22 protein-coding genes, 2 tRNA genes and 1 other annotated feature are annotated in these 23,764 nt (G+C 49.4%); of the genes, 14 read left to right on the plus strand and 10 right to left on the minus strand.

All coding sequences use genetic code 11. The features are described 5' to 3' along the window. The first annotated feature begins 101 nt into the window (after window positions 1–101). From QQ055_RS09820 to QQ055_RS09830, 3 genes are all read left to right on the plus strand, one after another. Window positions 102–1,283: a histidine kinase gene (locus QQ055_RS09820; protein ID WP_283362280.1), complete on the plus strand. Its 1,182-nt coding sequence runs from the start codon at window positions 102–104 to the stop codon at window positions 1,281–1,283. Window positions 1,284–1,677: 394 nt separating this feature from the next. Continuing rightward, complete coding sequence (locus tag QQ055_RS09825; protein WP_069968482.1) at window positions 1,678–1,956, plus strand: Npun_R1517 family heterocyst differentiation transcriptional regulator; 279 nt, start codon at window positions 1,678–1,680, stop codon at window positions 1,954–1,956. A 118-nt stretch (window positions 1,957–2,074) separates the two neighbouring features. Next, window positions 2,075–2,148: transfer RNA gene (locus QQ055_RS09830), tRNA-Glu, on the plus strand. Between the two features lie 122 nt (window positions 2,149–2,270). Here QQ055_RS09830 and plsY read toward each other — a convergent pair. From plsY to QQ055_RS09865, 7 genes are all read right to left on the minus strand, one after another. Next, complete coding sequence (plsY, locus tag QQ055_RS09835) at window positions 2,271–2,936, minus strand: glycerol-3-phosphate 1-O-acyltransferase PlsY (RefSeq protein WP_283362281.1); 666 nt, start codon at window positions 2,934–2,936, stop codon at window positions 2,271–2,273. A 561-nt stretch (window positions 2,937–3,497) separates the two neighbouring features. Then, window positions 3,498–4,055 carry a DNA starvation/stress protection protein DpsA gene (gene dpsA, locus QQ055_RS09840; protein WP_069968480.1) on the minus strand — a complete coding sequence of 186 codons (558 nt, stop codon included), beginning with the start codon at window positions 4,053–4,055 and terminating at the stop codon, window positions 3,498–3,500. A 583-nt stretch (window positions 4,056–4,638) separates the two neighbouring features. After that, on the minus strand, window positions 4,639–6,135 hold the full coding sequence (locus tag QQ055_RS09845; RefSeq protein WP_286004626.1) for a serine/threonine-protein kinase: 1,497 nt from the start codon (window positions 6,133–6,135) through the stop codon (window positions 4,639–4,641). A 13-nt stretch (window positions 6,136–6,148) separates the two neighbouring features. After that, window positions 6,149–6,526 carry a DUF4359 domain-containing protein gene (locus QQ055_RS09850; RefSeq protein WP_284476320.1) on the minus strand — a complete coding sequence of 126 codons (378 nt, stop codon included), beginning with the start codon at window positions 6,524–6,526 and terminating at the stop codon, window positions 6,149–6,151. 69 nt (window positions 6,527–6,595) lie between these two features. Then, complete coding sequence (locus QQ055_RS09855) at window positions 6,596–7,393, minus strand: hypothetical protein (RefSeq protein ID WP_284476319.1); 798 nt, start codon at window positions 7,391–7,393, stop codon at window positions 6,596–6,598. 159 nt (window positions 7,394–7,552) lie between these two features. Next, window positions 7,553–8,005 (minus strand): pentapeptide repeat-containing protein, encoded by a 453-nt coding sequence (locus tag QQ055_RS09860; RefSeq protein WP_283362284.1) that lies wholly within the window; start codon window positions 8,003–8,005, stop codon window positions 7,553–7,555. After that, window positions 8,002–10,764 carry a M16 family metallopeptidase gene (locus tag QQ055_RS09865; protein ID WP_286004627.1) on the minus strand — a complete coding sequence of 921 codons (2,763 nt, stop codon included), beginning with the start codon at window positions 10,762–10,764 and terminating at the stop codon, window positions 8,002–8,004. The genes QQ055_RS09860 and QQ055_RS09865 overlap by 4 nt, the downstream gene beginning before the upstream one ends. Window positions 10,765–10,967: 203 nt before the next feature. Between QQ055_RS09865 and rplS the strand changes: the two genes are divergently transcribed. The 8 genes from rplS (at window position 10,968) to rplL (ending at window position 15,050) form a co-directional block, all read left to right on the plus strand. Next, entirely contained in the window at window positions 10,968–11,330 is a 363-nt protein-coding gene (gene rplS / locus QQ055_RS09870; protein ID WP_069968475.1) for a 50S ribosomal protein L19, read from the plus strand. 95 nt (window positions 11,331–11,425) lie between these two features. Further along, a tRNA-Trp gene (locus tag QQ055_RS09875) sits at window positions 11,426–11,498 on the plus strand. Between the two features lie 195 nt (window positions 11,499–11,693). Beyond that, on the plus strand, window positions 11,694–11,918 hold the full coding sequence (secE, locus tag QQ055_RS09880) for a preprotein translocase subunit SecE (RefSeq protein WP_069968474.1): 225 nt from the start codon (window positions 11,694–11,696) through the stop codon (window positions 11,916–11,918). Further along, window positions 11,915–12,562, plus strand: coding sequence for a transcription termination/antitermination protein NusG (nusG, locus tag QQ055_RS09885; RefSeq protein WP_069968473.1), 648 nt, complete (start codon window positions 11,915–11,917; stop codon window positions 12,560–12,562). The genes secE and nusG overlap by 4 nt, the downstream gene beginning before the upstream one ends. A gap of 9 nt (window positions 12,563–12,571) precedes the next feature. Further along, window positions 12,572–12,997, plus strand: coding sequence for a 50S ribosomal protein L11 (rplK, locus tag QQ055_RS09890; protein ID WP_069968472.1), 426 nt, complete (start codon window positions 12,572–12,574; stop codon window positions 12,995–12,997). An 81-nt stretch (window positions 12,998–13,078) separates the two neighbouring features. After that, window positions 13,079–13,795 carry a 50S ribosomal protein L1 gene (gene rplA / locus QQ055_RS09895; RefSeq protein WP_284476317.1) on the plus strand — a complete coding sequence of 239 codons (717 nt, stop codon included), beginning with the start codon at window positions 13,079–13,081 and terminating at the stop codon, window positions 13,793–13,795. A 42-nt stretch (window positions 13,796–13,837) separates the two neighbouring features. Next, window positions 13,838–14,023: a sequence feature (ribosomal protein L10 leader region), on the plus strand. A gap of 29 nt (window positions 14,024–14,052) precedes the next feature. Then, the gene (gene rplJ, locus QQ055_RS09900) at window positions 14,053–14,589 is read left to right on the plus strand and encodes a 50S ribosomal protein L10 (protein WP_069968470.1); all 537 of its coding nucleotides are present in this window, start codon (window positions 14,053–14,055) and stop codon (window positions 14,587–14,589) included. A 71-nt stretch (window positions 14,590–14,660) separates the two neighbouring features. Next, a complete protein-coding gene (rplL, locus tag QQ055_RS09905) occupies window positions 14,661–15,050 on the plus strand; it encodes a 50S ribosomal protein L7/L12 (protein ID WP_283362287.1) in 390 nt (129 codons plus the stop codon). A gap of 264 nt (window positions 15,051–15,314) precedes the next feature. On the opposite strand, the gene QQ055_RS09910 is transcribed toward rplL, so the two are convergent. Together QQ055_RS09910 and QQ055_RS09915 are read right to left on the minus strand one after the other, a co-directional pair. Further along, window positions 15,315–15,851: a GIY-YIG nuclease family protein gene (locus QQ055_RS09910; RefSeq protein ID WP_284476316.1), complete on the minus strand. Its 537-nt coding sequence runs from the start codon at window positions 15,849–15,851 to the stop codon at window positions 15,315–15,317. A 4-nt stretch (window positions 15,852–15,855) separates the two neighbouring features. Further along, window positions 15,856–16,188 (minus strand): hypothetical protein, encoded by a 333-nt coding sequence (locus QQ055_RS09915; RefSeq protein WP_284476315.1) that lies wholly within the window; start codon window positions 16,186–16,188, stop codon window positions 15,856–15,858. Between the two features lie 330 nt (window positions 16,189–16,518). On the opposite strand from QQ055_RS09915, the gene QQ055_RS09920 reads away from it, so the two are divergent. The 3 genes from QQ055_RS09920 to QQ055_RS09930 all read left to right on the plus strand — a co-directional run bounded on the left by QQ055_RS09920 (window position 16,519) and on the right by QQ055_RS09930 (window position 22,340). Further along, on the plus strand, window positions 16,519–17,007 hold the full coding sequence (locus QQ055_RS09920; protein ID WP_283362290.1) for a GUN4 domain-containing protein: 489 nt from the start codon (window positions 16,519–16,521) through the stop codon (window positions 17,005–17,007). A 68-nt stretch (window positions 17,008–17,075) separates the two neighbouring features. After that, a complete protein-coding gene (locus QQ055_RS09925; protein WP_284476314.1) occupies window positions 17,076–19,538 on the plus strand; it encodes a GH116 family glycosyl hydrolase in 2,463 nt (820 codons plus the stop codon). 6 nt (window positions 19,539–19,544) lie between these two features. After that, entirely contained in the window at window positions 19,545–22,340 is a 2,796-nt protein-coding gene (locus QQ055_RS09930) for a zinc-dependent metalloprotease (protein ID WP_284476313.1), read from the plus strand. On the opposite strand, the gene QQ055_RS09935 is transcribed toward QQ055_RS09930, so the two are convergent. Next, on the minus strand, window positions 22,337–23,242 hold the full coding sequence (locus QQ055_RS09935; RefSeq protein ID WP_283362293.1) for a CHAD domain-containing protein: 906 nt from the start codon (window positions 23,240–23,242) through the stop codon (window positions 22,337–22,339). The genes QQ055_RS09930 and QQ055_RS09935 overlap by 4 nt on opposite strands. Between the last annotated feature and the right edge of the window lie 522 nt (window positions 23,243–23,764).

Here is a 23,764-nt window from a genome sequence, read left to right on the forward strand (position 1 = left end):
TCCCCACTCAAAAATCTCCCATCCATTATCAGATGACCTGATAGATTATTAATTAAATTTGAAGCTTCGTCATCAATTGCGAGGGCTGTAGCGAGCGGACCATGCAGGCAACTTCTGAAAAGCTTACCCACAACGATCTCCCTTTACAACTTTTGCTGTTTGTGGATAAACGTCCCCACTCAGCAGAGCAAATTCGCCAGATTCGTCACTACCTCAAACAACTCAGCACAGAATACCCGTTTGAGCTAACGGTTGTAGATGTTGGCGAACAACCGCATTTAGCCGAACACTTTCGGCTAGTGGCCACGCCGACGCTACTGAAAATTCATCCCGAACCCCGCCAGTCTTTAGCCGGAACGAACTTAACCGAACAACTCGAAAAATGCTGGCCGCGCTGGCAACGTTCGGCGGAAACCTTTCTGGCTCAACAGAATCTAGTCGAGGCGGGTGCTGCGGACGATCGCTCCCCCAAGTCTGAAAAATCCTCGCTTGCCTATTCGGCAGAGTTGATTCAGTTATCTGATGAGGTGTTTCGCCTCAAGCAAGAAAAGGAGCATCTTCAAGAACAGTTACAGTTTAAAGACCGGATTATCGCGATGCTGGCTCATGACTTACGCAACCCCCTGACAGCCGCATCGCTTGCGATTGAAACCTTGGAGTTAAGTCAAAAAAACATCGATCGAGGCAACTCCACCCGTCTCAATCCTACTTGGATGAACCAGTTACTGAAACATGCTCGCCTGCAAATTAAGGCAATGGATCGGATGATTACGGATATCCTTCAAGTTGCAAAAGGCACTAATGCTCGGTTTAATGTTGTGCCGCAAAAAATGGATTTAGGAGCGCTCTGTCAAGAGGCTTTAGATCGCCTAGATGAGCAATTTCAACTTAAAACTCTTACAACCGAAACGGATATTCCTCAAGATTTGCCTTATGTATATGCCGATCCAGAACGCGTTCGTCAAGTGATTATTAATTTACTTGATAACGCGATTAAATATACGCCAACCGGAGGTAAAATCCACTTGTCTATTTTGCATCGCACCACCCAGAAAGTACAGGTTAGTATTTGCGATACAGGCCCAGGGATTCCAGAAGATAATCAAGAAAAAATTTTTGAGGATCGTTTTCGCTTGAAGCGCGATGAAGAGCAGGAAGGATACGGAATCGGACTCTCCTTATGTCAGCGGATTGTCCGAGCGCATTACGGTCAAATTTGGGTGGATTCTGGCTCGCTTCAGGGCAGTTGTTTTCACTTTACCTTGCCGGTTTATCGCTCCTAAGCCCTGCTAGATAAGGAAGAGCGCTTATTTAAAGTTTAGATTAAGAGGGTTGGGAAAACCTTACAATAACTTACAATAAAGGTCTTGAAGTTTATCGTAAACTGCTGTATGGACTGGCAACGGATGTCAGTTTATAAGTTTTTGTCGAATCTTCTATAAAAAAACAAAAAAGGATTCTTGAAGCCGGGAAAAAAGGTAATTAATGTTTTCTTGAAGTCCGTAAAATAGCCATTTACGATCGTTTTTAACCAGTGCTACGATGAGGTCAATTAACAGCGAATCAATAAACCTCTACTGAATCGATTCTCATCCTGCTCATGCCTCGCTCTGATTCGTTGTTAGCTCTGTTTCTGTCCGTTAACCGCTTTCCTGCACGAATGGTGCCGCTTAAACTATGCAATCTGAGCCTTTAGAATATCAATCTTCTTCCTCTGAGATCGGAATTTATGAATGTGAAGTCTATTTAAAGTTTAGGTTAATAGAAGAAAAAGGCGCTCTGAGCGATCGCGATCAGTTGCTCGACACCTTGCTTGATGCCTTCGCCGAAGGGGAAGACGGCTACCTCGAAAGCTTGCAAGTCCATGTGGAAGCTCAAAGAATTTCCGAAAAGAAAGCTTCTGCCAGAATGCGACGCAAGCTGATCCGCCTGCGTAATTCTGATAAACTGAAGTAACGCGACCGGGGGATCGCCTAATCCCCCAAGCACCGAAGCACCTAATCCCAAAAAAGTTTTGAAAGGGTGTTGACAAACCGAAAAAAACGGATTAAGTTAATAAAGGTGCGAGACGCAAGCCCCCATCGTCCTAGAGGCCTAGGACACCTCCCTTTCACGGAGGCGACAGGGATTCGAATTCCCTTGGGGGTACTCAAAAATCAATCCTAAAAGAGAGACAGGCAAAACCGCTTGTCTCTCTTGCTTTTGGGGGCAACGTTGAATTGAGCAGGAGACAAACGCCCCTACTCAGTAGAACGCCAAAGCGTTCGACGCTAATCTGCTGGACTCTCGCTCGTTGTTTGGGGTACTGATTGACCCAGTTGAGGCTCTGTACCCGCCAGGAGACGCTGCATATTGCTGCGATGTCGCCACAGGACAAATAACCCCGCCACTAAGCCAAACAGTTGATAAGCCAGCGGTTGATGCAAAAGCACCATCAACGCAGAAACCGCGATCGCGCCCGCAATGGAACTCAAAGAGACGATCCGCGAAACCGCCAGAACCGCCGCAAACACGCCCACCGTTGCCAAGCCGACTTGCCAAGACATCGCCAGCAAAATCCCCAAACTCGCAGCAACAGACTTTCCGCCCTTAAAATTCAGCCAAATTGACTTGCTGTGACCAATCACCGCCGCTAACCCCGCTAGCGTCACCATCCAGGGCTGCCAAGCCGCAACGGAGGCTAAAAGACCCAAGGAGTACATCCACTTCACCAGGGCGATCGCAGCGGCTCCTTTACCAATATCCACCAAAAGCACGATCGCCGCCGGCCCTTTGCCTAACGTGCGTAAAACATTGGTTGCACCCGTTGAACCCGAACCCACCTCTCGGAGATCCACGCCTTTGAGCCAGCGCCCCAGTAAGTAACCGATGGGAATAGAACCCAATAAATAAGCCGCAACGAACAAACCGCCGTTAATCAATATCTCATTTGTCATAAACTTGGGCTGCTATGGAATGTACTGATTTTAAGGAGCAGGAGTTCCCAAATCAACTTGAGGTAACGATCCGACCTCTGAGTTAGCTTCCACAACGGAGCGAAAAGCGAAACATAACTCTCAAAATAGCAGCGGGCTTATCTTTCCCCCTAGCCCTCGTTTCTCTTGTGGAGGAGAAACGGCTATCTTCATCACCCTCAAGCCTCTATCGGTCAATTTATGAAAGCCAGAATAGTTATAAAAACTAGACTGGCTGCCTTTTTCAGCGCTCGTTTTCCACGTTAAACAGCAGATAGCGAATTATCCTGTCTCTCTAGATAGAAATGAAATTAACGGGATTTCTATCTTTAGGGGTGAAAAAAAAGGTGCCGAGTGGCACCCATTCATCAATACAGGGCAAGTTGAGCATCGAAGAGCAGCCTATTTTTTCTAAAACAAGGGGCTTAGTTTCGGGCCATCTAATCATGACCGGGTAGTCGTAGTTGGGTTAGCATTATCGAAACCCAACCGATGCGACTGGGTAGACTGACAAAAAGGGAGTCGCTACGACAGTCCATCCGTTTAGTTACCGTTACGGGCTTGTACGAACGCAAGAGTCAGGCTGTCTGGTGCTAGGAAGTGAGCCAGATGGAAGGCGCGATCCTCCGTTTTCAAGAGGATTTGCTCGTAGAGATAGCGGGTAGCGCGATCGCCTAAACTCTCGGCTTGGGCTGCTTGTTTGCGAATCGCTTGGATAATGGCTTGTTCGGCTTTAAGGTCATTTTCTACCATTTGCCGACAGGTGTAAACGCCATCAGATTCGGGTTCAAAGCAGCAGAGTTCTGCCAGTTTGGTGAAGCTGGCGGCGGGCGTTCCGCCTAAACCATTTAAGCGTTCGCCTAATTCGTGAACGTGGTCTTGAACCTGATCGTAGCTATCGTTGAAGAATTCATGCAGCGAGTAAAACTCGGAGCCTTCCACTACAAAATGATGTTTTTGATATTGCAAATATAAGGCTTGGAAGCTCGATAGGACTACATTAAGTCCTTCACAAATGGGAGCAGTGACGGATTGATCGAGCATAATCGGGTTATCGTAAACCCGATCGAAGGATCTTAGTAAATTTTGTGTCTCTGCCATTGTTTACCTCAGCAATAAATTCAAGGGTGGGCGGAATTACTGGAATGAATAGATGAGCTTGAAGAATCCGGAATGCTTATAACTTAAATGTTCTCTCCCTAGGAGTCAATCTTGAGTTTTGGAGTTGTTAGGAATTGCTAGCAATAATCAGCGGCAAGATTAAGTTACAGACAATCGCATCAACCGATCGCGTTTCCTGGCTTGGCGAGCGACAAGGTGCATAGTTTCCTTGTAACGGGGATCGTGCCCATAACGCCTAGGACAAGCTGAACGACCCAAAAGATGAATCTGACTGGTTTTGGACGCGGCTGCATGGCGTGCAAGCTCAAGCAACTGCACTTTGCTATAACTCCAGGCGAGACCATTCATTATAAAGAATGCAAGCGAGTTCCGGATGCTGGATGTTTACCAATCTTTGAAGAACGCGACTCATCTTAACTGCAATTTATTGCAAGCAGCATTTTGTAAAAAATAGTAATTTTTAGCGAAAATCAGGTCAATCTCACGGCAGTATTAAGCGGGGAAAAGGAATTAACGGATCAATACCATATTCCCCTCAGAAATCTTGTAACGAAAATGTCAATTAGGAAAGATTAGATTCCCAGTGAATAAACTCGCAGTTATCTAGTTTCAGCAACATGGCTTTGGCTTGACGCCACCACTGGGAACCGCCCGCCCAAATCCGCGAGGGCAAATGTCCGGCGGGAGCTTTACGACTGTAGGCGATCCCCTTACCAGAGGTGTGGGTATTATAAACGGGCCAACCGACGCGATCGCAAAACCGGACGTAATCTTCCTCAACTTCGGTAAAAATTCGGCATTGAACGCTAAAGCCAAAATGCCCTTCGCTGTACTTTTGCCATAACAGATCGATAATTTGCAAGTCTTCGCAGGGTAATTTGGCAGTATCCGCACTCCAGAGATAGTTGCGGGGGCGCTTCCCTAACGCTTGACACAGAACTGCCCAGGTTTCCTCATCGGCTGCCTGCCAGCGACTCGCCGCTAGGTGGTTTCGCAACGCGGTGTAATCAACGCCCGTACTCGATCTTAACCATTGTTCCGGGGGGGCGATCCCCAGTAAGGATTTAGCAAAAGCCAGGGGTTGACGGATTGAAACGGTGGGGGGCGTTGGATCGCGTTGGATCGCTTTAACCCATTCTACAGAAACATTAGAGGAGAGCGCGATCGCGCCTGGGGGTGGGTTTAGCACCTCCAGCAAATCGGTAGCCGATTGAAACCGCTGACTGAGCGAAGCCTGCAACATCTTATCGAGAATCCGCCCCAAGCGATCGCTCACCCGACGTTCGGGGGGCAGAAAATCCCGCCAATCCCAGCGATCGTCCACAATGTTATACAAATCCAAAGGCGATTTGAGATGAGTCAGCAAATGAACGCACATCACCCCCAAACTATACAAATCGCTAGCCGGAACTGCCTTCCCCTTCATCTGTTCGGGAGAAATATATTCTGGACTGCCAATCAGCGTACCCGTTTGCACCAGCATCCGCCGATCGAACTGTTTAGCGATGCCAAAATCAATCAAAATGGGAAGGCGATCGCTCTGACGGCGGATAATATTCATCGGCTTAATATCGCGGTGAATCACGCGTCGCTGATGGATAAACTCCAACACCGGGACTAAATCCCGCAACAACTGCCAAATTTGCTCCTCAGTATAAGCACCCTGTTGGTGAAGTTCTTCAGCGAGCGTCTGTCCCTCTATCCACTCTTGGACTAAATACCACTGCTCGTTTTCAGAAAAATAAGCTAACAGATTCGGAATTTGGGGATGCTTGCCCAATTCATCCAACCGAACGGCCTCTTGCTGAAACAACTGCTTCGCCTTGTCCGCAGTATCCACCCCAAAAGCCCGCAGTTGCAATTGCTTAATGACGCAGTAGGGGCGAGAGGGAATATCGCAGTCTTGCGCCAAGAATGTTCTGCCAAATCCCCCTTGTCCGAGTTTGCGGAGGGCAAGATACCGTTTTCTCAAGCTAAGTGGACTCCCGCACGCTTGGCAAAACGCATCGAGATCCAGGTTTTCAGGAGCCTGACACAGGGGGTTAAGGCAATAGGACATAGGGCTTGTGAGGTTAGCGCTTTTGAGCTTTAAAGGTGTAGAAATTATTCAACACCCCGACCGTTTCAAACTCGTAAGAGGGGAGTAGCGAGATGACCGATAATTCCGTTCGATAGATACTCAATACCCCTAGATTTTTGCGTTGCGTTGTTTGAGCAACTAGCGATCGCACTTGGGGTTGAGCCGCATCCACTAACTGGATACACTGTCCTTGTAAAAAACTGCCAAATGGATTCTGTTGCGTGCAGAGATTGGTTTTCGCATAGCGGCTCAATTCCAAAGCAGCATATTCTTCATACGCCCTTGGAGAGGGGTTCGTCGCCACCATCAAGACCCCAAGCCCCGCCAAAACAGCACCCCCAATATAAATAATCGGATTCGATCCTTTCATGGGTTGCCTCCTTGCATTGCCCTATTAAAGTACAAGCAGTTCCTTACCACTTTGAGTCCCTGCTTTCTTTTAAGCTTTTCGGAGAGGAACTGCCACAGGTTTATCTACACATTGCGCTTGGTATTTGCCCGATGCATATTGATCGACATGGCGAAAAATTGCAACCGGGGCTGACGTCCGACAGGAGAAAAACTCAACAATGGCCTTACCGTCTGGAAAAATTTTCACTTTAGGAGAAAGATCCTTGGGCGGTGAAGTTCCCCATTGCCATTTCACTTGCGGGGGGGGCGCATCCACCAAGCGATGATGGCTCCAATTGCACTGCTTGCCTAAACGACCAAACTCTAAAAATTCTCGACGCACCAAAGAGGCGATCGCAAACGAAGCCGCCGAGCGATCGCCCTCAATTGCTAACATAAAATCGGATAATGCGCCCCTAGGATGGGGCGGCATCCCATCATTAGCTTGCCCTAAAACATTCTCTAACTCAGCCGTTGTACTTAATTCTTCCGGAACGGCCCAAATTGTACCCATCCCTTGCTCTGGTTTGCGATACAGATAGCTAACCAGCCGAAACCCCGATTTCAGCCTTAAGCCCGGTAATTTAATTAAAGCCGAACCCGGATTGACGGAACTCACAAACCAGCGCCCCTCCAAATTGGGAGCCGGAACATCTTTATCCAAAGGACTGGCAACATTAAATAAATCGCCCAATTGATCGAGCGATTCGGGTTCAGGCGGTTCTTCCCCGGTTTCAAACCCACTGCGAATTTGCGGATGTGCTTCAGACTCCGGTAGAGCTAAAGCCGTCTGAATATATTGGCGGATTTTAGAAACTGCTGCTAGCGGAATGGCTTGAACAGACATAGAGATGGCAACTGGGGTGAAAACGGGCAATTGAAGGACGATCCTAGAGAACGCTGAAGCGACACAGAGTCCGATCGGATCGGCGCTTTCTCAATTTTCGAGGTTTGCTCCATCTCTGGCAGGGATTTGATGCAAAACTTCAGACGCCGCTATGCAAAACTAGCGCGGGGAGAGATCGGGGGCGGGTTTAAGGCTGCCATCGGGTAAAATTGCCCCATCGAGATTCACCGCTTCTAGATCGGTTTCAGCAATCTCTGCACTAAATAAATTAGCCCCGCGCAAATCGGTATTGTTAAAAACTGCGTCGCTGAGATTGGCGTTATAAAGATTTGTCCCTCTCAGGTTTGCTCCTTTCAAGTTTGCCCCGCTGAGATTGGCATAACGCAAATCTGCCCCAAAGAAATTGGCCCCCTCTAGATTGGCTCCTGCCAGGTTAGCGTAGCGCAGGTTCGCTCCGGCGAGGTTGCTTCTAGAGAGATCGCAACGGCTGCATTGGCGGGTTTGCAAGAGTTGTTCCACATGGGCGGGGTTTTGAGCCTTAGCTGGGGAAAAGGTACTCGCGAGGAGTACAGTAGCAATTCCTACGGAAGTCGCGGTAATGATGAATCTCACAATGAATTCGCCTCCTCGGTTGGCGGACCTGCGGTAACAACGACCAAATGTCCCGGATGCAGGAGTTCTTTGGCAGCTTGGTTCACTGCTTCTAGAGTAACGTTACTAATTTTGTGGGGAAAGAGGCGAAGTTCTGAAGGGGACAGACCATAGACATGATTGAACAGCACTTGGGCGGCTAGGTAATCGGGATCTTTGAGAGAAACCGGGTAGCGGCTGGCGATCGCATTTTGGGCTACTTGTACCTCTTGGAGGGTCACGCCTTGCCGTTGCAGTTGATCGAGTAAGGTTAAGGTCGTTGCGATCGCGCTTTGGGTATCTTGGGGAGCCGTCTGCATTTCAATCACAAATGGCCCTGGATTTAACCCCGTTTGGAAATAACTGTAAATCCCGTAGGTTAACCCCAAGCGATCGCGCACCTGGGTTCCCAACCGACTCGATAACGTATCGCCGCCCAAAATCTGATTGAGAACCAACGCCGCATAATAGCGGGGGTCTTGGCGTCCAATTCCCTTATACCCCATGTAAATAATTGATTGTTTGCGACCGGGTAAAACCGAGTTCAGGGCAATGGACGACTCTGGTAAATTTACTGGGGGAAACTGCAACTGGCGCGGAGAACCCTCACCAGACCATCGCCCGAAATACCGAACCATCAAGCGCTGCAATTCTTGTGGGGTGGTATCTCCCACGATCGCGATCGCCATCGTATCGGGACGATAGTGGGTGCGGTGAAAGCTTACCAAATCTTGAGGCTCGACAGATTGCAGGGTATCCCGCGTCGGAAAGGGATGAAAGGGATGATTAACCGGATAAATCGCCTGTTGCAAAGTGCGTTGCGCTAAGTGCGAAGGGCTTTCTAAGTCGCGTTCCAAAGCTTGGAGGGCGCGTTGGCGACTGCGTTCAAACTGCTCGACCGGAAAGCTAGGATGTTGCAAGACATCGGCTAAGGTTTGGATCAGGGTTTCTAGATCTGAGGATAAGGCTTGAGCTTCGACCAGAACGCCTTCTCGGTTCGTCTGAAATTGCAAGCGGGCCCCGCGATCTTCTAATCTGTTGGCTAGGGTTAAAGCACTCTGGCGATGCGTCCCATTCATTAGGTTTTCCGCTGTCAGTCGCGCCAGTCCGGCTTGGCGTTCGGGATCGAATTGACTCCCCGCTTGCAGATACCCACTCAGCGTAATAGTGGGCGTGCTGGAATCTTGAATCAGGAGAACCTGTAAGCCATTGGCGAGGGTAAACGCTTGCGGGAGGGTGGGTTGAGGTTCCTGGGCTGGCGGGGTGAACGGCGGTAAATACTGTTGCACTTCGCTCCATTGGGCCCCAGTTGCGAGGTTAAAGTTTTCGGGTGCCGCGTAGACTGATGTACTCTCAATGGCAGGGTTAGGTAAGCCTGTGGGTTGCAAAAAGCCAACGATTCTCGTAGAAGGTTGCAAGTAGGTTTGGGCAACCCGTTGAATATCGGCAGCGCTGACTTGATTGACTGCCGCGAGGTAGCGATCGCTCCAAGTATAATCTCCAGCAGTGGTTTGATCGTCGCCGAGTTGCATGGCGAGTCGGGTAATATCGCGGTTGCGTAACAGGTTTTGCGCTTGCAGTTGGGCTTTGGCTCTCGCCAATTCCTGGGGAGTGACGCCTTGGGTTTGCAATTTGGCGATCGCCCGATCGATCGCCTCTATGCCTTCGCGTGCCGATCGATCCGCTGTCAAGATCGCCTGAAGTCTATACCATCCCTGATGCGTTAGGTGGTTGGCTGAACCGCTGACTTCGCTAGCTAAACCTGTTTCCACTAAGCTTTGATAGAGCCGAGAAGAACGGCCTTTAGAAAATAGATAGTCTAAGACTTGTAGGGCGGGAATGTCGCGACTCGCGAAGCGTTCCCTCGGAAAATTTCGACCAGATTCCCGAATGGCGGGTAAAGGATAAAGCAGTTGCAAATGTTCGGTGCTGCCCGGTTCTTGCAGCACCACTGGAGCAATAGAGCGCCTAGAAGGGAGTGCAGGCGGCAGGGGGGCAGGTGGGACTTCTCCCCTAGGAATTTGACCAAAGGTGTCTTGAATGGCTTTGAGAGTGGAGGCGGTGTCAATGTCTCCCACAATCACTAGGGTGGCATTGTTTGGATGGTAGTAAGTCTGATAGTAGTTTTGCAGTTGAGCAACGGTGAGATTTTCAATATCGCTTTTCGTTCCCCCAACTGCTTGTCCGTAGGGATGGTTGGGAAATGCGGCTTGCATCATGGCTCGACTCAGGCGATAGCCGATCCGGTTTTCGTACCCGGCGAGTTCTGAGAGGACTACCCGTTTTTCGCTTTGCAGATCGGCGGGGGCGATCGCGGTATTTTGCATCCGATCGGCTTCTAGGGTCAGCAGCGTTTGCAGTTTGCTGCGTTCTGCGGTATTAAAGTAAACCGTATGCTCGTAGCTGGTAAAGGCATTGGATTCGCTACCCAAGGCGTTGAACAAGCGCCCCCATTGCAAGGGACGGTGGGTGGTGCCTTTAAAGAGCATGTGTTCGAGTTGATGAGAAATCCCGTTGAAGCCGGGAGGCTCGTATCGCGATCCAACTCTATACCAAACTTGCACGGTGACAACTGGGGCTTTATGCACCTCTTTGGTTAAGACGGTTAAACCGTTGTTGAGGACGACGTGGCAAACATCTTGGGTGATGGATAGGCTGCTGGCATCTTGCGGCGGAATGCATTCTCCCGGTAAGGGGGCAGCCTGGGTTCTGTTGGGCGAACCGAACAGGCAAGTCGCCATCAAACTCATACTGAATAAAAGTCCTAGCCAAACGAAGGAGCGCTGAAAGAAAAAACGCATAGGGTTAAGTCTGTTTACTCCTGTAGTGACTGACGGTTGGCAAACTCACAGATAGACTTTCTGGGATCTCCCTAGACTGAAGAGAAGCTCCTGAGTTATAGTAATGAATTGTGAGTTTTTTATGAGTGGTGGAAAAAGTGGTTATGCACGCTCAAGAGGTCATCCGCTCAATTGAGGCGGAACAGTTGAAGTCAGATCTGCCAACAATCTATATTGGCGACACCGTTCGAGTCGGCGTACGAATTCGAGAAGGCGGCAAAGAACGGACGCAACCCTATGAGGGGACAGTCATTGCTCGACGCAATAGCGGGATTAATGAAACAATTACCGTTCGGCGGATTTTCCAAGGAGTGGGTGTAGAGCGAGTTTTCTTACTCCATTCTCCTCGCGTGGCTGACATTAAGGTCTTACGTCGGGCGAAGGTCCGCCGGGCCAAATTGTACTACCTGCGCGATCGCATCGGCAAGGCCACTCGCCTCAAGCAGCGCTTTGACCGTCCTCTATAAGTTTAGCGGGAAACGATTGGGAAAAAGCGTTGACGGAGTGCTAGCTCTAGCTTTATAATAGACAAGCTAGGTTAAGATGCCTAGATTCGCGCTGTGCGCTCTTAGTTCAGTTGGTAGAACGCAGGTCTCCAAAACCTGATGTCGGGGGTTCAAGTCCTCCAGGGCGCGCTGAATCAATCCCATAATCGATTCTAAGCAAGCTAGCACCCCAATTGCGATCGCAGTTGGGCAAAAGAGCAACGCTGATGGCTAACAAGCTTTAGACTAGAAAAAGAAATCGCGAGGGCGACGAGATTAACCCTAAACTCGTGACTCAGCGCGATCGCGCTTGTATGTTGCCTGAAAGGGATATAGGGAAAAACTATGGCGAAAAAAGAGGCCCCACAGACGCCGGAAAAAACCGAAGGCTTTAGCGCCGGTAAGTTCTTTCAAGGTACCAAAGAAGAACTCGAAAAAGTCGTTTGGCCCAGTCGGCAACAACTGATTAGCGAATCTGTTGCAGTCGTGTTGATGGTAACGCTCTCAGCAACGCTAATCTATTTCATCGATAAATTATTTGGTTGGGCATCAGGGCAGGTGTTTGGATGAGTTTTGCATCAGAAGAATCTCCTGACTTTAACCCATCCGAAGAAACGACCAACCTCCCCGCCTCTGAAGAAGAATCTTTAGAAAGACAGGCGCGGTGGTATGCCGTTCAGGTTGCCTCTGGCTGCGAAAAGCGGGTGAAAGCCAGCCTAGAGCAGCGGGTGCAAACCTTAGATGTCGCCAACCGGATCGTGCAGGTGGAAATTCCCCAGCGCACAGCCGTCCAGTTCCGTAAAGGCGGCAAACCCCAACAGACGACCGAAAAAGTCTTTCCCGGTTACGTCATTGTCCGCATGGTGATGGATGACGAAACTTGGCAGGTCGTCAAAAACACCCCTAATGTGATTAACTTTGTAGGGGCCGAACAAAAGCGCCGTTACGGTCGCGGGAGAGGGCACGTCAAACCCTTACCCCTAAGCCGCAGCGAAGTTGAGCGGATCTTTAAGCAGTCCCAAGACGAGAAACCCTTAGTCAAAATTGACATGGCACCTGGGGACAAAATCTTGGTACTGTCTGGGCCGTTTAAAGACTTTGAAGGCGAAGTGATTGAAGTTAGCCCAGAACGCAGCAAACTCAAAGCGCTTCTGTCTATCTTCGGTCGCGATACCCCAGTGGAATTAGAGTTCAATCAGGTTCAAAAGCAGTAGAGAAAATCAATGGCTAAAAAAGTCGTTGCCATTATTAAGTTAGCTTTGCCTGCGGGTAAAGCTAACCCGGCACCCCCGGTTGGCCCGGCCTTGGGTCAACACGGCGTTAACATCATGGCGTTCTGTAAAGACTACAACGCCAGAACCGCCGACCAAGCAGGGATGGTCATTCCGGTAGAAATTTCGGTTTTTGAAGACCGCAGTTTCACCTTTATCCTAAAAACCCCCCCCGCTTCGGTTTTAATCCGCAAAGCCGCAGGCATTGAGCGCGGTTCCAACGAACCCAACAAAAAGCAAGTGGGCAGTATCACCAAAGCTCAACTGCAAGAAATTGCTCAAACCAAAATGCCCGACCTCAACGCCAACGACATTGAGGCTGCGATGAAAATTGTGGCAGGAACGGCCAAAAACATGGGCGTCAAAGTGGTTGAATAACCCAAACCGAATTCAGACAAAATTGGTAATTTTATCGGGGGAGAAGCAGGGCTTCGTTAACGACCCCAGGAGATACAAGACATGACCCAAAAGCGATCGCGCCGACTGCAAGAACTCGATCAAAAAGTAGAAACTCGCGCCTACGAACCGCTAGAAGCGATTCAACTCCTCAAAGAAACAGCAACCGCGAAATTTCCCGAATCCGCAGAAGCTCACATTCGTTTGGGTATCGATCCCAAATACACCGACCAACAACTCCGAACCACCGTTGCCCTCCCGAAAGGAACCGGGCAAACCGTTCGCGTTGCGGTGATTGCACGCGGGGAAAAAGTTTCCGAAGCGTCTAGCGCTGGCGCAGAAGTGGTCGGTTCGGAAGACTTAATCGACGAAATTCAAAAGGGTCGAATGGATTTTGACCTGTTAATTGCGACCCCCGACATGATGCCCCAAGTGGCAAAACTCGGCCGCCTCTTAGGGCCCAGGGGCTTGATGCCTTCGCCCAAAGGTGGTACCGTAACATTTGATATTACTAGCGCGATCGCGGAGTTCAAAGCTGGTAAACTAGAATTTCGGGCCGATCGGACGGGTATCGTACACGTTCTATTCGGCAAAGCGGCTTTCTCCGCAGAAGATTTACTCGCAAACCTCAAAGCTTTGCAAGAAACCATTGACCGCAACCGCCCCAGCGGTGCGAAAGGTCGTTACTGGCGCAGTCTGTTTATTTCATCCACAATGGGCCCTTCTATTGAAGTGGACGTTGCCACATTGCGCGATATGAAAGTTTCGGAAGCGGCGTAAGCCAGACCGTCTTGACTTTTGGCTCCAACGCCAAAATCTTGCGATCGCAAACTGAAGGACCCAAAGACAGCAGGTGCTAACCGCTTAATATCCTGCCGAGGCCATCTTTCAGGAAGAGAAAAGTCAAAAAAAGTAAACGCATTCGCTTGCCTCTTTACTTTTTCCCTGCACTTTGACTTCCTCAAGATTAAACCCCGGCACTGTTGTCGGGGTTTTTTAATGAGTTGTCGATCCCCCATCTAGGAGGTGAGAACAAAATGGGTAGAACGCTCGAACAGAAGAAAGAGATTGTTGAAGAGCTTAAGCAAAGCTTGAGCGAGTCGCAGATGGTCTTTGTAATCAACTACCAAGGCCTATCTGTAGCGGAAATTACGAACCTGCGTCGGCAATTGCGTCCCACAGGCACCGACTGCAAAGTCACCAAAAATACGCTGATGCGGATTGCGGTAGACGGCAACGAAGCCTGGGAACCGATGAAAGACCTGCTGTCTGACTCATCTGCATTCATGTTGGTGAGAGAAGACATCAGCGGCGCAATTAAAGCCTACCAAGCGTTCCAAAAAGCCACCAAGAAGACCGAACTTCGCGGCGGCGTTATGGAAGGACGTGCTTTAAGCGAAGCCGAAGTCAAAGCTCTGGGTGACTTACCCTCTAAGGAAGTCCTCATGGCGCAAATCGCAGGCGCAATCAACGCCTTGGCAACCAAGATTGCCGTTGGGATCAACGAAGTTCCCGCGTCCGTGGCCAGAGGCCTCCAAGCCTACGCCGACAAAGACAAAGAAGGTGGGGAATAAGACTTTCAAAGTCTATTGCTTCCCCATCCCCTCTCATAACCCATCTAATCTAAGCATAGGAGTAATCGCTCATGTCTGCTGCAACTGATGAAATTTTGGAAAAGTTAAAATCTCTGACCCTGCTCGAAGCTGCTGACTTAGTCAAGCAAATCGAAGAAGCCTTCGGCGTTAGCGCTGCGGCTCCCGTAGGCAACATGATGATGGCCGCTCCTGGCGTTGCGGCTCCGGCTGAGGAAGTTGAAGAGAAGACCGAATTTGACGTAATTCTCGAAGAAGTTCCCGCTGACAAGAAAATTGCGGTTCTTAAAGTGGTTCGTACCCTCACAGGTTTGGGCCTCAAAGAAGCAAAAGACTTGGTGGAAGCTGCACCCAAGCCAGTTAAGGAAGGCGCTGCTAAAGATGCGGCTGAAGATGCTAAGAAACAGCTTGAAGAAGCAGGCGCTAAAGTCAGCATCAAGTAAGCAACTGGATAGGGGATCGTTAGTCTCCACCCTTCAGTTTGCTCGTTAAGCAAAAGAGCCTCAAAGACTGAGGCTCTTTTTGTTGCTTTTTGAGACTGATTAAGGTTATAGAGCTGATTGACTGACAAATATGAATGGGCAGGTGGAGTTGAACATCACGAAACCCCACTGGAGCGGCGGTTTCGTTGGGTTACGCTAACGCTAACCCAACCTACCAAAGAATCGAGGTTTTGGGAATTTTGTCAGTCAACCAGGGTTATAGAGTTATTTCAAATCCAGCAGCCCTTTCTCTTTTAATTTGGGGTTAAAGCGAATTTCCTCTTGAACGCCTCGCAATTCCAGTTGTTGCTTAATTTGGGCTTCCACTCGCCGCGCTACGTTCTTCAGAAGTTTGGTTTGTTCTATGCCATCACTAGCTTCATAGGTGGCAATTTCTTCTGGAGTCATGGTAGGCTTGGCATCAATCGGATCGGTCCAAAGACTAGACTCTAAGTTTTGTTCGACCAGAGCATTATGATTTTCTTGCAACCAAGCCTCGCGAATAGACTCTAATAAGGTGCGGTTGGGACGTTCAATGGTTTGGGCTTTAATCCAATAGCAGCAGTCGGGTTGGCGAACTAAGTGCTGTTTTAAGCTTAAGAAAATATCGCGAGAATAATTAATAAATTGCAGATTCTTTTCTCGATCGAAAATGGCGTAAACGCCAATTTTTCCTTGTAAATCTATAGGCAAGTGCCCCGTTTCATCCAGATAGGGTAAAAAATCTAGGTGTTGAAGTTGGGGTAAATCAGTTGGATTCATCGAGCTATTCTTGAAATGAAACTTTGCGATAGATGGCACACAGGCGACTGGGTTTAAATATTTTGGCTTGAAACATAAAGTTTGGGGGAACGTTAATAATCGCGTACTCTTGCGAATTGTGATAGGCTTCGAGTTCGGCGGGCATTCCCTTGGGGGTAGCAGCGCTATAGGGTACGGGCCGAAACAGAATTTCGGTAAACTCAAGGCGATCGCACTTGAGATGTTCTTGAATCTGGGTTAGAAAGGCCTCTGAAGTCAAAAGGGCAAATAACCTATCTTGAGCTTCCGGCTCTAGGGTAAAGCGTGTATCAAAGTTTTCAATGATTTTAAGTAACATAAAAATCCGAATTTTTGCGGATGAACAACGAGTCGTCAATATGTTATTTTTTGGCAATTGATTCAGCTAGCCCCCTTTTGAGATCGAAGCAACTGAAAAATCGGGTTGCCAGTCAGGTGTTTTAAAAAAGCAAGCCTGTCAAACTCTACCTTAGACCCGAATGGGGTTTCGTCTACTGCAATCGATATCGATTTATTCTTCATGATTGAGGTTGCCTGATATTGCGCTCCATCCGGCAACAAACCCTGACTTTTTTCCCATCTTCTCATAGGAAGAAAGACTTGATGTATTAAGAAAAATGAAAGATTAGCAAGTTTCCTGGGGGAACAAATGTTAGCCAGTCATCAGATTGCTAGGGATGAAGATGAAGATTATACCGATTTAAAACACTTACTGGCCACCCATCAATGGCAAGCAGCGGATCGCGCAACAGCATACCTGATTTTACAAGGGGCGCAACGAGAACTCGAAGGATGGTTGCGACCTGAAGATATTGCTCGCATTTCCATCCATCATTTAACGACACTCGATCGATTATGGTTAGAGTTTAGCGGCGATCGCTTTGGGTTTAGCGTGCAGAAACAAATTTGGCACGAAACCGAAGAAAACTATACTCAGTTTGGCGATCGCATTGGCTGGCGTCAGGACGACAGTTGGCTCAACTATAGCGATCTCACCTTCGGTTTGCAAGCCAACCTCGGACACTTACCCGCCCTTCCCCTCCCCGTTCCCTTGGGTAAAGAACGAGTCTTTTCCTTTGTTTTAGGCAAATGGCGCATCGCCCTCCTGTCGCGCCAGGACTTACCCCACCTTTGTTAGAAATTGCAGTTCAGCAATAGCGACAGAAACCTCTACCCTTAAGGACGGGGTAGTTTAAAATCGATCGCATGATTGCTCAACGTTCGCGTCCTGAAATTCCGGATTGTGCTTGGAGTCGCCCTATCGGTCTGGGGTGGGAAAAGCCGTATACTGTTCGCTATGCCAGCAACCTTGATGATGGGCCGTGGCATGGAATGCCCCTAGGCGGCTTTGGTGCAGGTTGTATCGGTCGTTCTTCGCGAGGAGACTTCAACCTGTGGCACCTCGATGGCGGGGAACATATTTTCCGCAATTTGCCTGCCTGTCAGTTTAGCGTGTTTGAAGAAACCGCCGACGGCAAAACCCAAACCTACGCCTTATCTACCGAGAAACCCGCAGATGGCAGTTTAGCCGCTTGGCAGTGGTATCCCGCCAGCCGCGAAACCCAATCTACAGGCCGCTATCATGCCCTGTATCCCCGCAGTTGGTATGTTTACGAGAATGTCTTTCAAACTCAGCTAACTTGCGAACAATTTTCCCCCGTCATTCCCGGAAATTACCAAGAAAGTAGCTATCCGGTGGGGATTTTTGATTGGACGGTACATAATCCCACTGACGAACCGATTACCCTGAGTATTATGCTGACTTGGCAGAATACCGTAGGTTGGTTTACTAATGGGGCAGCTTCCCCAGAAATTGAAGTCCGCGATGATGGTTCCCCCGTGTACGACTATCAACCGCGCTGGGGCGAAAGTACCGATAATTTTAACCGCTGGATAGAGAATAACTTTCGCGTCGGTTGCCTGATGAGTCGCTTGAGTACCCATGAAATTCCTCGCGAAGGCGAAGGACAATGGGCCATTTCGACGGTAGCAAACCCATCGGTTGAAGTGTTCTATCATTCTCGGTGGAACCCAGAAGGGGATGGGGATGTGTTGTGGCAAACCTTCGCCACCGATGGGACTTTAGGCGACTCAGAAGATGAAACTCCAGCCGCCAAAGGAGAACAAATTGCTTGCGCGATCGCCGTTCGGTTTACCATTAGACCGGGTAGAACCCGAAAAATCCCGTTTATCATCGCTTGGGACTTCCCAGTAACGGAATTTGGCACCGAACCCGCCAGTTACTATCGCCGCTATACTGACTTTTTTGGACGCAATGGCAAAAATGCTTGGGCGATGGTGCGAACCACCCTGAAGCATTCCGATACCTGGAAAGAGAGTATCCAAGCTTGGCAAAATCCCATCTTAGAACGCGAAGACCTGCCCAACTGGTTTAAGATGGCGCTGTTTAACGAACTCTACCTGCTAACCGGCGGGGGAACCTTGTGGACGGCAGCCGATGAACAGGCCCCGGTGGGTCATTTTGGCGTTTTAGAATGTTTAGATTATCGCTGGTATGAAAGTTTAGACGTGCGCTTGTACGGTTCTTTCGGGTTGCTGATGCTGTGGCCCAAGTTAGAAAAGTCTGTAATGCGCGACTTTGCTAAAGCGATTCCTCACCAAGATGATACGCCCCGGATTATCGGTTACGATCGCGTTAACCAGATTACCCCCCTCGTTCCGGTTCCCCGCAAGGTGGTAGGGGCAACTCCGCATGACTTAGGCGCGCCAAACGAGCATCCTTGGGAGAAAACCAACTATACCAGCTATCAAGATTGCAATCAGTGGAAGGATTTACCCTGCGATTTTGTCTTGCAGGTCTATCGCGATTTTAAGCTAACGGGCAGTACGGATCTAGAGTTTCTCCAAGATTGCTGGCCGGCAGTGGTTCAAACCTTAGAGTATCTTAAAACCTTTGACCGCGATGGGGATGGCATCCCGGAAAATGCGGGCGCGCCGGATCAAACCTTTGATGATTGGAAGTTGCGCGGGGTGAGTGCCTATTGTGGCGGATTGTGGATAGCCGCCTTAGAAAGCGCGATCGCCCTTGGCAAGATTTTACAGGCAAAAGCCACTGAATCTGTCACCCCCGACCCGCAAACCGCAATTTCCACTTACCAAACCTGGTTAGACCAATCTCGCCCCATCTATCAAGAAAAGCTGTGGAATGGGGAATACTATCGCCTAGATAGCGAAAGCGGTTCTCAGGTGGTGATGAGCGATCAACTTTGCGGTCAATTTTACGCCCAATTGCTCGATTTACCGGATGTCGTCCCGACCGATTGCGCGAAATCGGCACTTAACGCAGTTTATCAGGCGTGTTTTGTTAAATTTAATCAATTTGCTCAAAATTCAGAAAGGAATGGGTTAAAACCCTTTCTAGGGGCTGCGAATGGGGTGCTTCCCGATGGAACGCCAGAGAATCCTAACGCAACCCATCCCCTAGAGGTGTGGACGGGGATTAACTTTGGACTGGCTGCCTTCTTGTGGCAGATGGGTATGAAAACAGAAGCGTTTGAACTGACGGAATCTGTGGTTCGCCAAGTATACGAACAGGGTTTGCAGTTCCGCACGCCAGAAGCAATTACCGCATCCGGGACGTTTCGGGCTAGCCACTACCTGAGAGCAATGGCAATTTGGGCAATTTATGGGGTTATTGAGGGGTTTTAACGCCGAATGAATCAGGTATTTGCTAGCATTTTGAGTCGCAAACTCTATCTGGGTAGTAGTTTAGCGGCGATTTGGATGGCGATGGCGAGTCCGGTGTGGGCAGGACTTCCCAGTGCTGGAGTGCCATCGAACTTAGGGTCAGACAAGGGGCTGGTGGCTCAATCTCAAGAAGAATCTGCCAAGGAAGAAGAGGAATCTGAGTTTAAACCCTTCAACGAAGTCGTCAAAGATGCCCGGAAGATAGAGGGATTATTTACCCTCTATCATCACCGCAATACGGGCAAACTGTACCTGGAAATTCAACCCGAACAACTCAACCGCAATTTCCTCTGCGTGATGACGCTAGCTACGGGAATTGGGGAGGCGGGATTGTTTCGGGGGATGCCGATTAGCGATATTTTAGTCCAGTTTCGGCGCGTGCAAAACCGGGTGCAGCTAGTCGTTCCCAATGTTAATTTTCGGGCCAGACCGGGCGATCCGGTAGAGCGATCGCTCTCGCGTGCTTTTAGCGACTCAACCCTGATTTCCATCCCCATTCAAAGCATTCACCCCACCCGGAAAACCCTGTTAATTGACTTTGGCGAGGTATTAACCCGGCGAGATTTACCCGGAATTGCCCCAGCTTTAGCCTCTATTCTAGGAGCGCCCTATCTTTTAGATCCAGAAAGTTCGAGTTTGGGAACCGTTGAAGCCTTTCCTTTTAATGTAGAACTCGAAGCCGTTTATCGCTTTACCAGTGCAGGTAATGCTTCAACCTCCTACTTACCCAGCCTCCCCGATAGTCGCGCTTTTAACCTCGCGGTTCACTATAGCTTTTCGGAATTGCCCGTCAGTAATGGCTATCGGCCTCGGCTAGCAGACGAACGGGTTGGCTATTTTGTCACCGCTTACAAAGACTTTAGCAACGACAGCCGCCGAGACCCCTTTGTCCGCTACATTAACCGCTGGCATTTAGAAAAACAAGACCCCAACGCCCCCCTGTCTCCCCCCAAGGAACCGATTGTTTTTTGGATTGAAAATACCGTTCCGGTGGAATATCGCGACGCCATCCAAGAAGGGGTTTTAATGTGGAACCGCGCCTTTGAACAGGCGGGTTTTCTCAATGCTATTGAAGTGCGGCAAATGCCGGATGATGCCGATTGGAATCCGGCGGATATTCGCTATAACACGATTCGGTGGTCGGCTACCTTTGACTCAGGCTTTTTGGGGTTGGGGCCTTCGCGAGTTAATCCGCTGACGGGTCAAATCCTAGATGCCGATATTTTAATTGATGCGGATGTGGTGCGTTTTATTCGCCGGGAGTATCGGACTTTTTCAAATTCTGGGAACTCAGAAAGCTTAGTGGGGGCTACCGATGCTCGCCATCCCTGTACCTCAACGTTGCAACAACTCTACTTGCGGGGAACCCAGATTCCCCAGTTGCCCACGGCGACAGACGTTCGCTGGCCGTTCCCTGGGGTGGACTTGCCGGAATTGTGCTTAAAGATGGAGTCTACTCGGCAGTTTAGCATGGGGGCGATCGCCATGACGCTTCTGCATAGCATTCCCCCCAGTTCGACTGAGATGGACAAGTTTGTCAATCAGTATCTCAGCTATCTGATTGCTCATGAAGTCGGTCATACGCTGGGTTTGCGGCATAATTTTCATGGCAGTACCCTACTCGCACCGGAAGAGTTAAATAACCTCGAAATGACTCGCACGCGGGGGATGGTTGCCTCTGTAATGGATTACGTCCCCGTCAATTTGGCCCCGCCTGGGGTGGAACAGGGCGATTACTTCCCAGTGATTGTTGGGCCTTATGACAGTTGGGCGATTGAGTATGGCTACAAACCCTTTAACGCCCCCAACCCGGTTGCTGAATTGCCTTACCTGCGCCAAATTGCCCAACGTTCGGGGGAACCGGAACTCGCCTATGCGGCTGATGAGGATACCTTAGCCGGACTCGATCCGGCGGCGAACTGGTACGACTTGAGCAATAATATGCTGGTTTACTCCGAGTGGCAGCTTGAAAATGCTCAGGCGATGTGGTCGCGGTTAAACCGTCGGACGCCAATAGCAGGCGAGAGTTATAGCGAAATGCGCGATATGTTTCATGCGGTGTTTGTCTATTATTTTCAACACGCGATGAATATTTCGCTATACGTGGGAGGACAATCGTTTAGTCGCAACTTTGCGGGCGATGGTCGGCTACCGTTTGAAGCGATTTCTGCAACCAAACAGCGGCAGGCGTTGCAAACTTTGAATCAATACGTGTTTGCGGCCGATGCGTTTGAGTTTACGCCCCAACTTTTAAATCAGTTGGCCCCGTCGCGCTGGTGGCATTGGGGAACGGTGCCGATTATCTTCCCGCTAGAGTACCCTATTGGCGATCGCATTTTCTTGTTGCAACAAATCGTTTTGCGAAATCTCCTGAGTCCGGTTCGCCTCTCTCGCTTGCGGGATATGGAATTAAAGGCGGAACCGGGTAAAGAGGTGTTGGCGCTACCTGAATTATTTGAAACGCTGCAAACCGGGATTTGGACAGAAGTTGTAGACCGCAATGCCTCTTCGCGCGACATTACCAGCATCCGCCGGGCCTTGCAGCGCGAGTATGTGGAAGTCCTGATTGAGATGGTGCTGAAAAATCAACCCGTTCCAGAGGATGCCCGGACGCTGGCTTGGTACAATTTACACCAATTGCGCGATCGCATTAATGTCACCTTGCGTCGTTCTGGCAATCTGGACGTGTATACCCAAGCGCATTTAGCCCAAACGCGCGATCGCATTAACAAGGCTTTAGAAGCGCCTCTGTTGACCCGTTAAAGGGAGGATCGCCAAGCTTGCCAATATTGGCCCAAACGGTCGGTAAAGGCGGAGGGTTTTTCGGCATAAACGCGATCGCCTAAAGCCTTAGCGTTAAGTTTGAGTTGCGGCTGGCGGCGATCGCACAGGGCTAAAATGGTTTCAATCTCGGCGGGTTCTTTGGCAAGCTGGGGTTGTTCGGCCAGCAGTTGCCGTAGGATGGCGAGGTCATGATCGTCCCCTAGGTAGTCTGCCAGCACTTTGAGTTGATCGCTCATTTCACTCATCACGTCCGGCCATAGGGGTTGTAAAAGCCGCAGGTGGTACCAAAGATACTTGACCTGTTTGCGCCATTCGTGAAAGTTCTCAGAGGTGGGTTGAGCATAGGCTTGGGGAAAGGCTTTGTAACCCTGTTTATAGATTTGCTGAAAGCTGCTGGAAATAGCCGACCAATCATCCGGTTCAATATTCCAATCTTTGATGCGATCGCGAGCATCCTTGAGTTTGTGGATCGCCGTTTCCATTGCTTCGCTGAGGTCGGCGCGATCGCTGGCGTAGCGCTGTACCATTAATGCAGAGCGAACCTGTTCAAACGCTTTAGGCGTGAGGTAATCTTGGTAATAGCTGCTGAGTTTATCCAGGGTTTCCACATAAACCTGGGCGTCGCGAACATCTGATAAGAGTCGGCCCGCATCCCGGAAACACGCATTTTCCTCGCGATACGCTGCTTCACCTATACTATCGCGTACTAAACGGACAACCGCCCGGAGCTTCTTAAAGCTTTTACGAGCCTCATGAATCGCCTCATCCTGGCTGTTTTCAGTCTTGCCCATCAGTTGGGCGATCGCATCGTCAATTTCCTCGGTAGCGATGCGTTTAATCCCCTGAGATAATTTTTCTTTTGATTTTAGTTGGTAGCTCATATTTTTTGTTAATTAAAAGCGATGAAGACAAACAGCAATTAGGGAACAACCCATCGCTTGATTGCCAAGATTGGTGGCTAAAAACACATTTCCTCAAGCCCTCTCAACCTATCTTTGCGAAAAAGCAATGAAACTCCCTATTTTTATTTTAAGAAAAATGCGGGACTCAATAATACATCGTTAGGTTTATTTCAACTCTTAGCCCATCCGCAGCCCAACGCCACCCCAGATCCCAACCCCTAGCCAAACTCCCCATCGGTGGGTAGAAGCGTAACGAGTCAGAAGGTGGAGATTCGCTGAAAACTCATGGTTGTATCAATATATACGTTTAGGGTGGATTCTGTATCCTGACTCTATCAATCAGAGTCCGGCATCAGAAAGAACTTAGCAAGATGTGAGGCTTGATACTAATGTTCTTGCCGTTATACAGCATTTTTCAGGTTCGTGAAGTACACTTTCTTCAAAGTCCCCCTTAGTAAGGGGGATTTAGGGGGATCGTGCCATATCTCATCCAATCAAAAA

This window comes from Geitlerinema calcuttense NRMC-F 0142 (assembly GCF_030285425.1).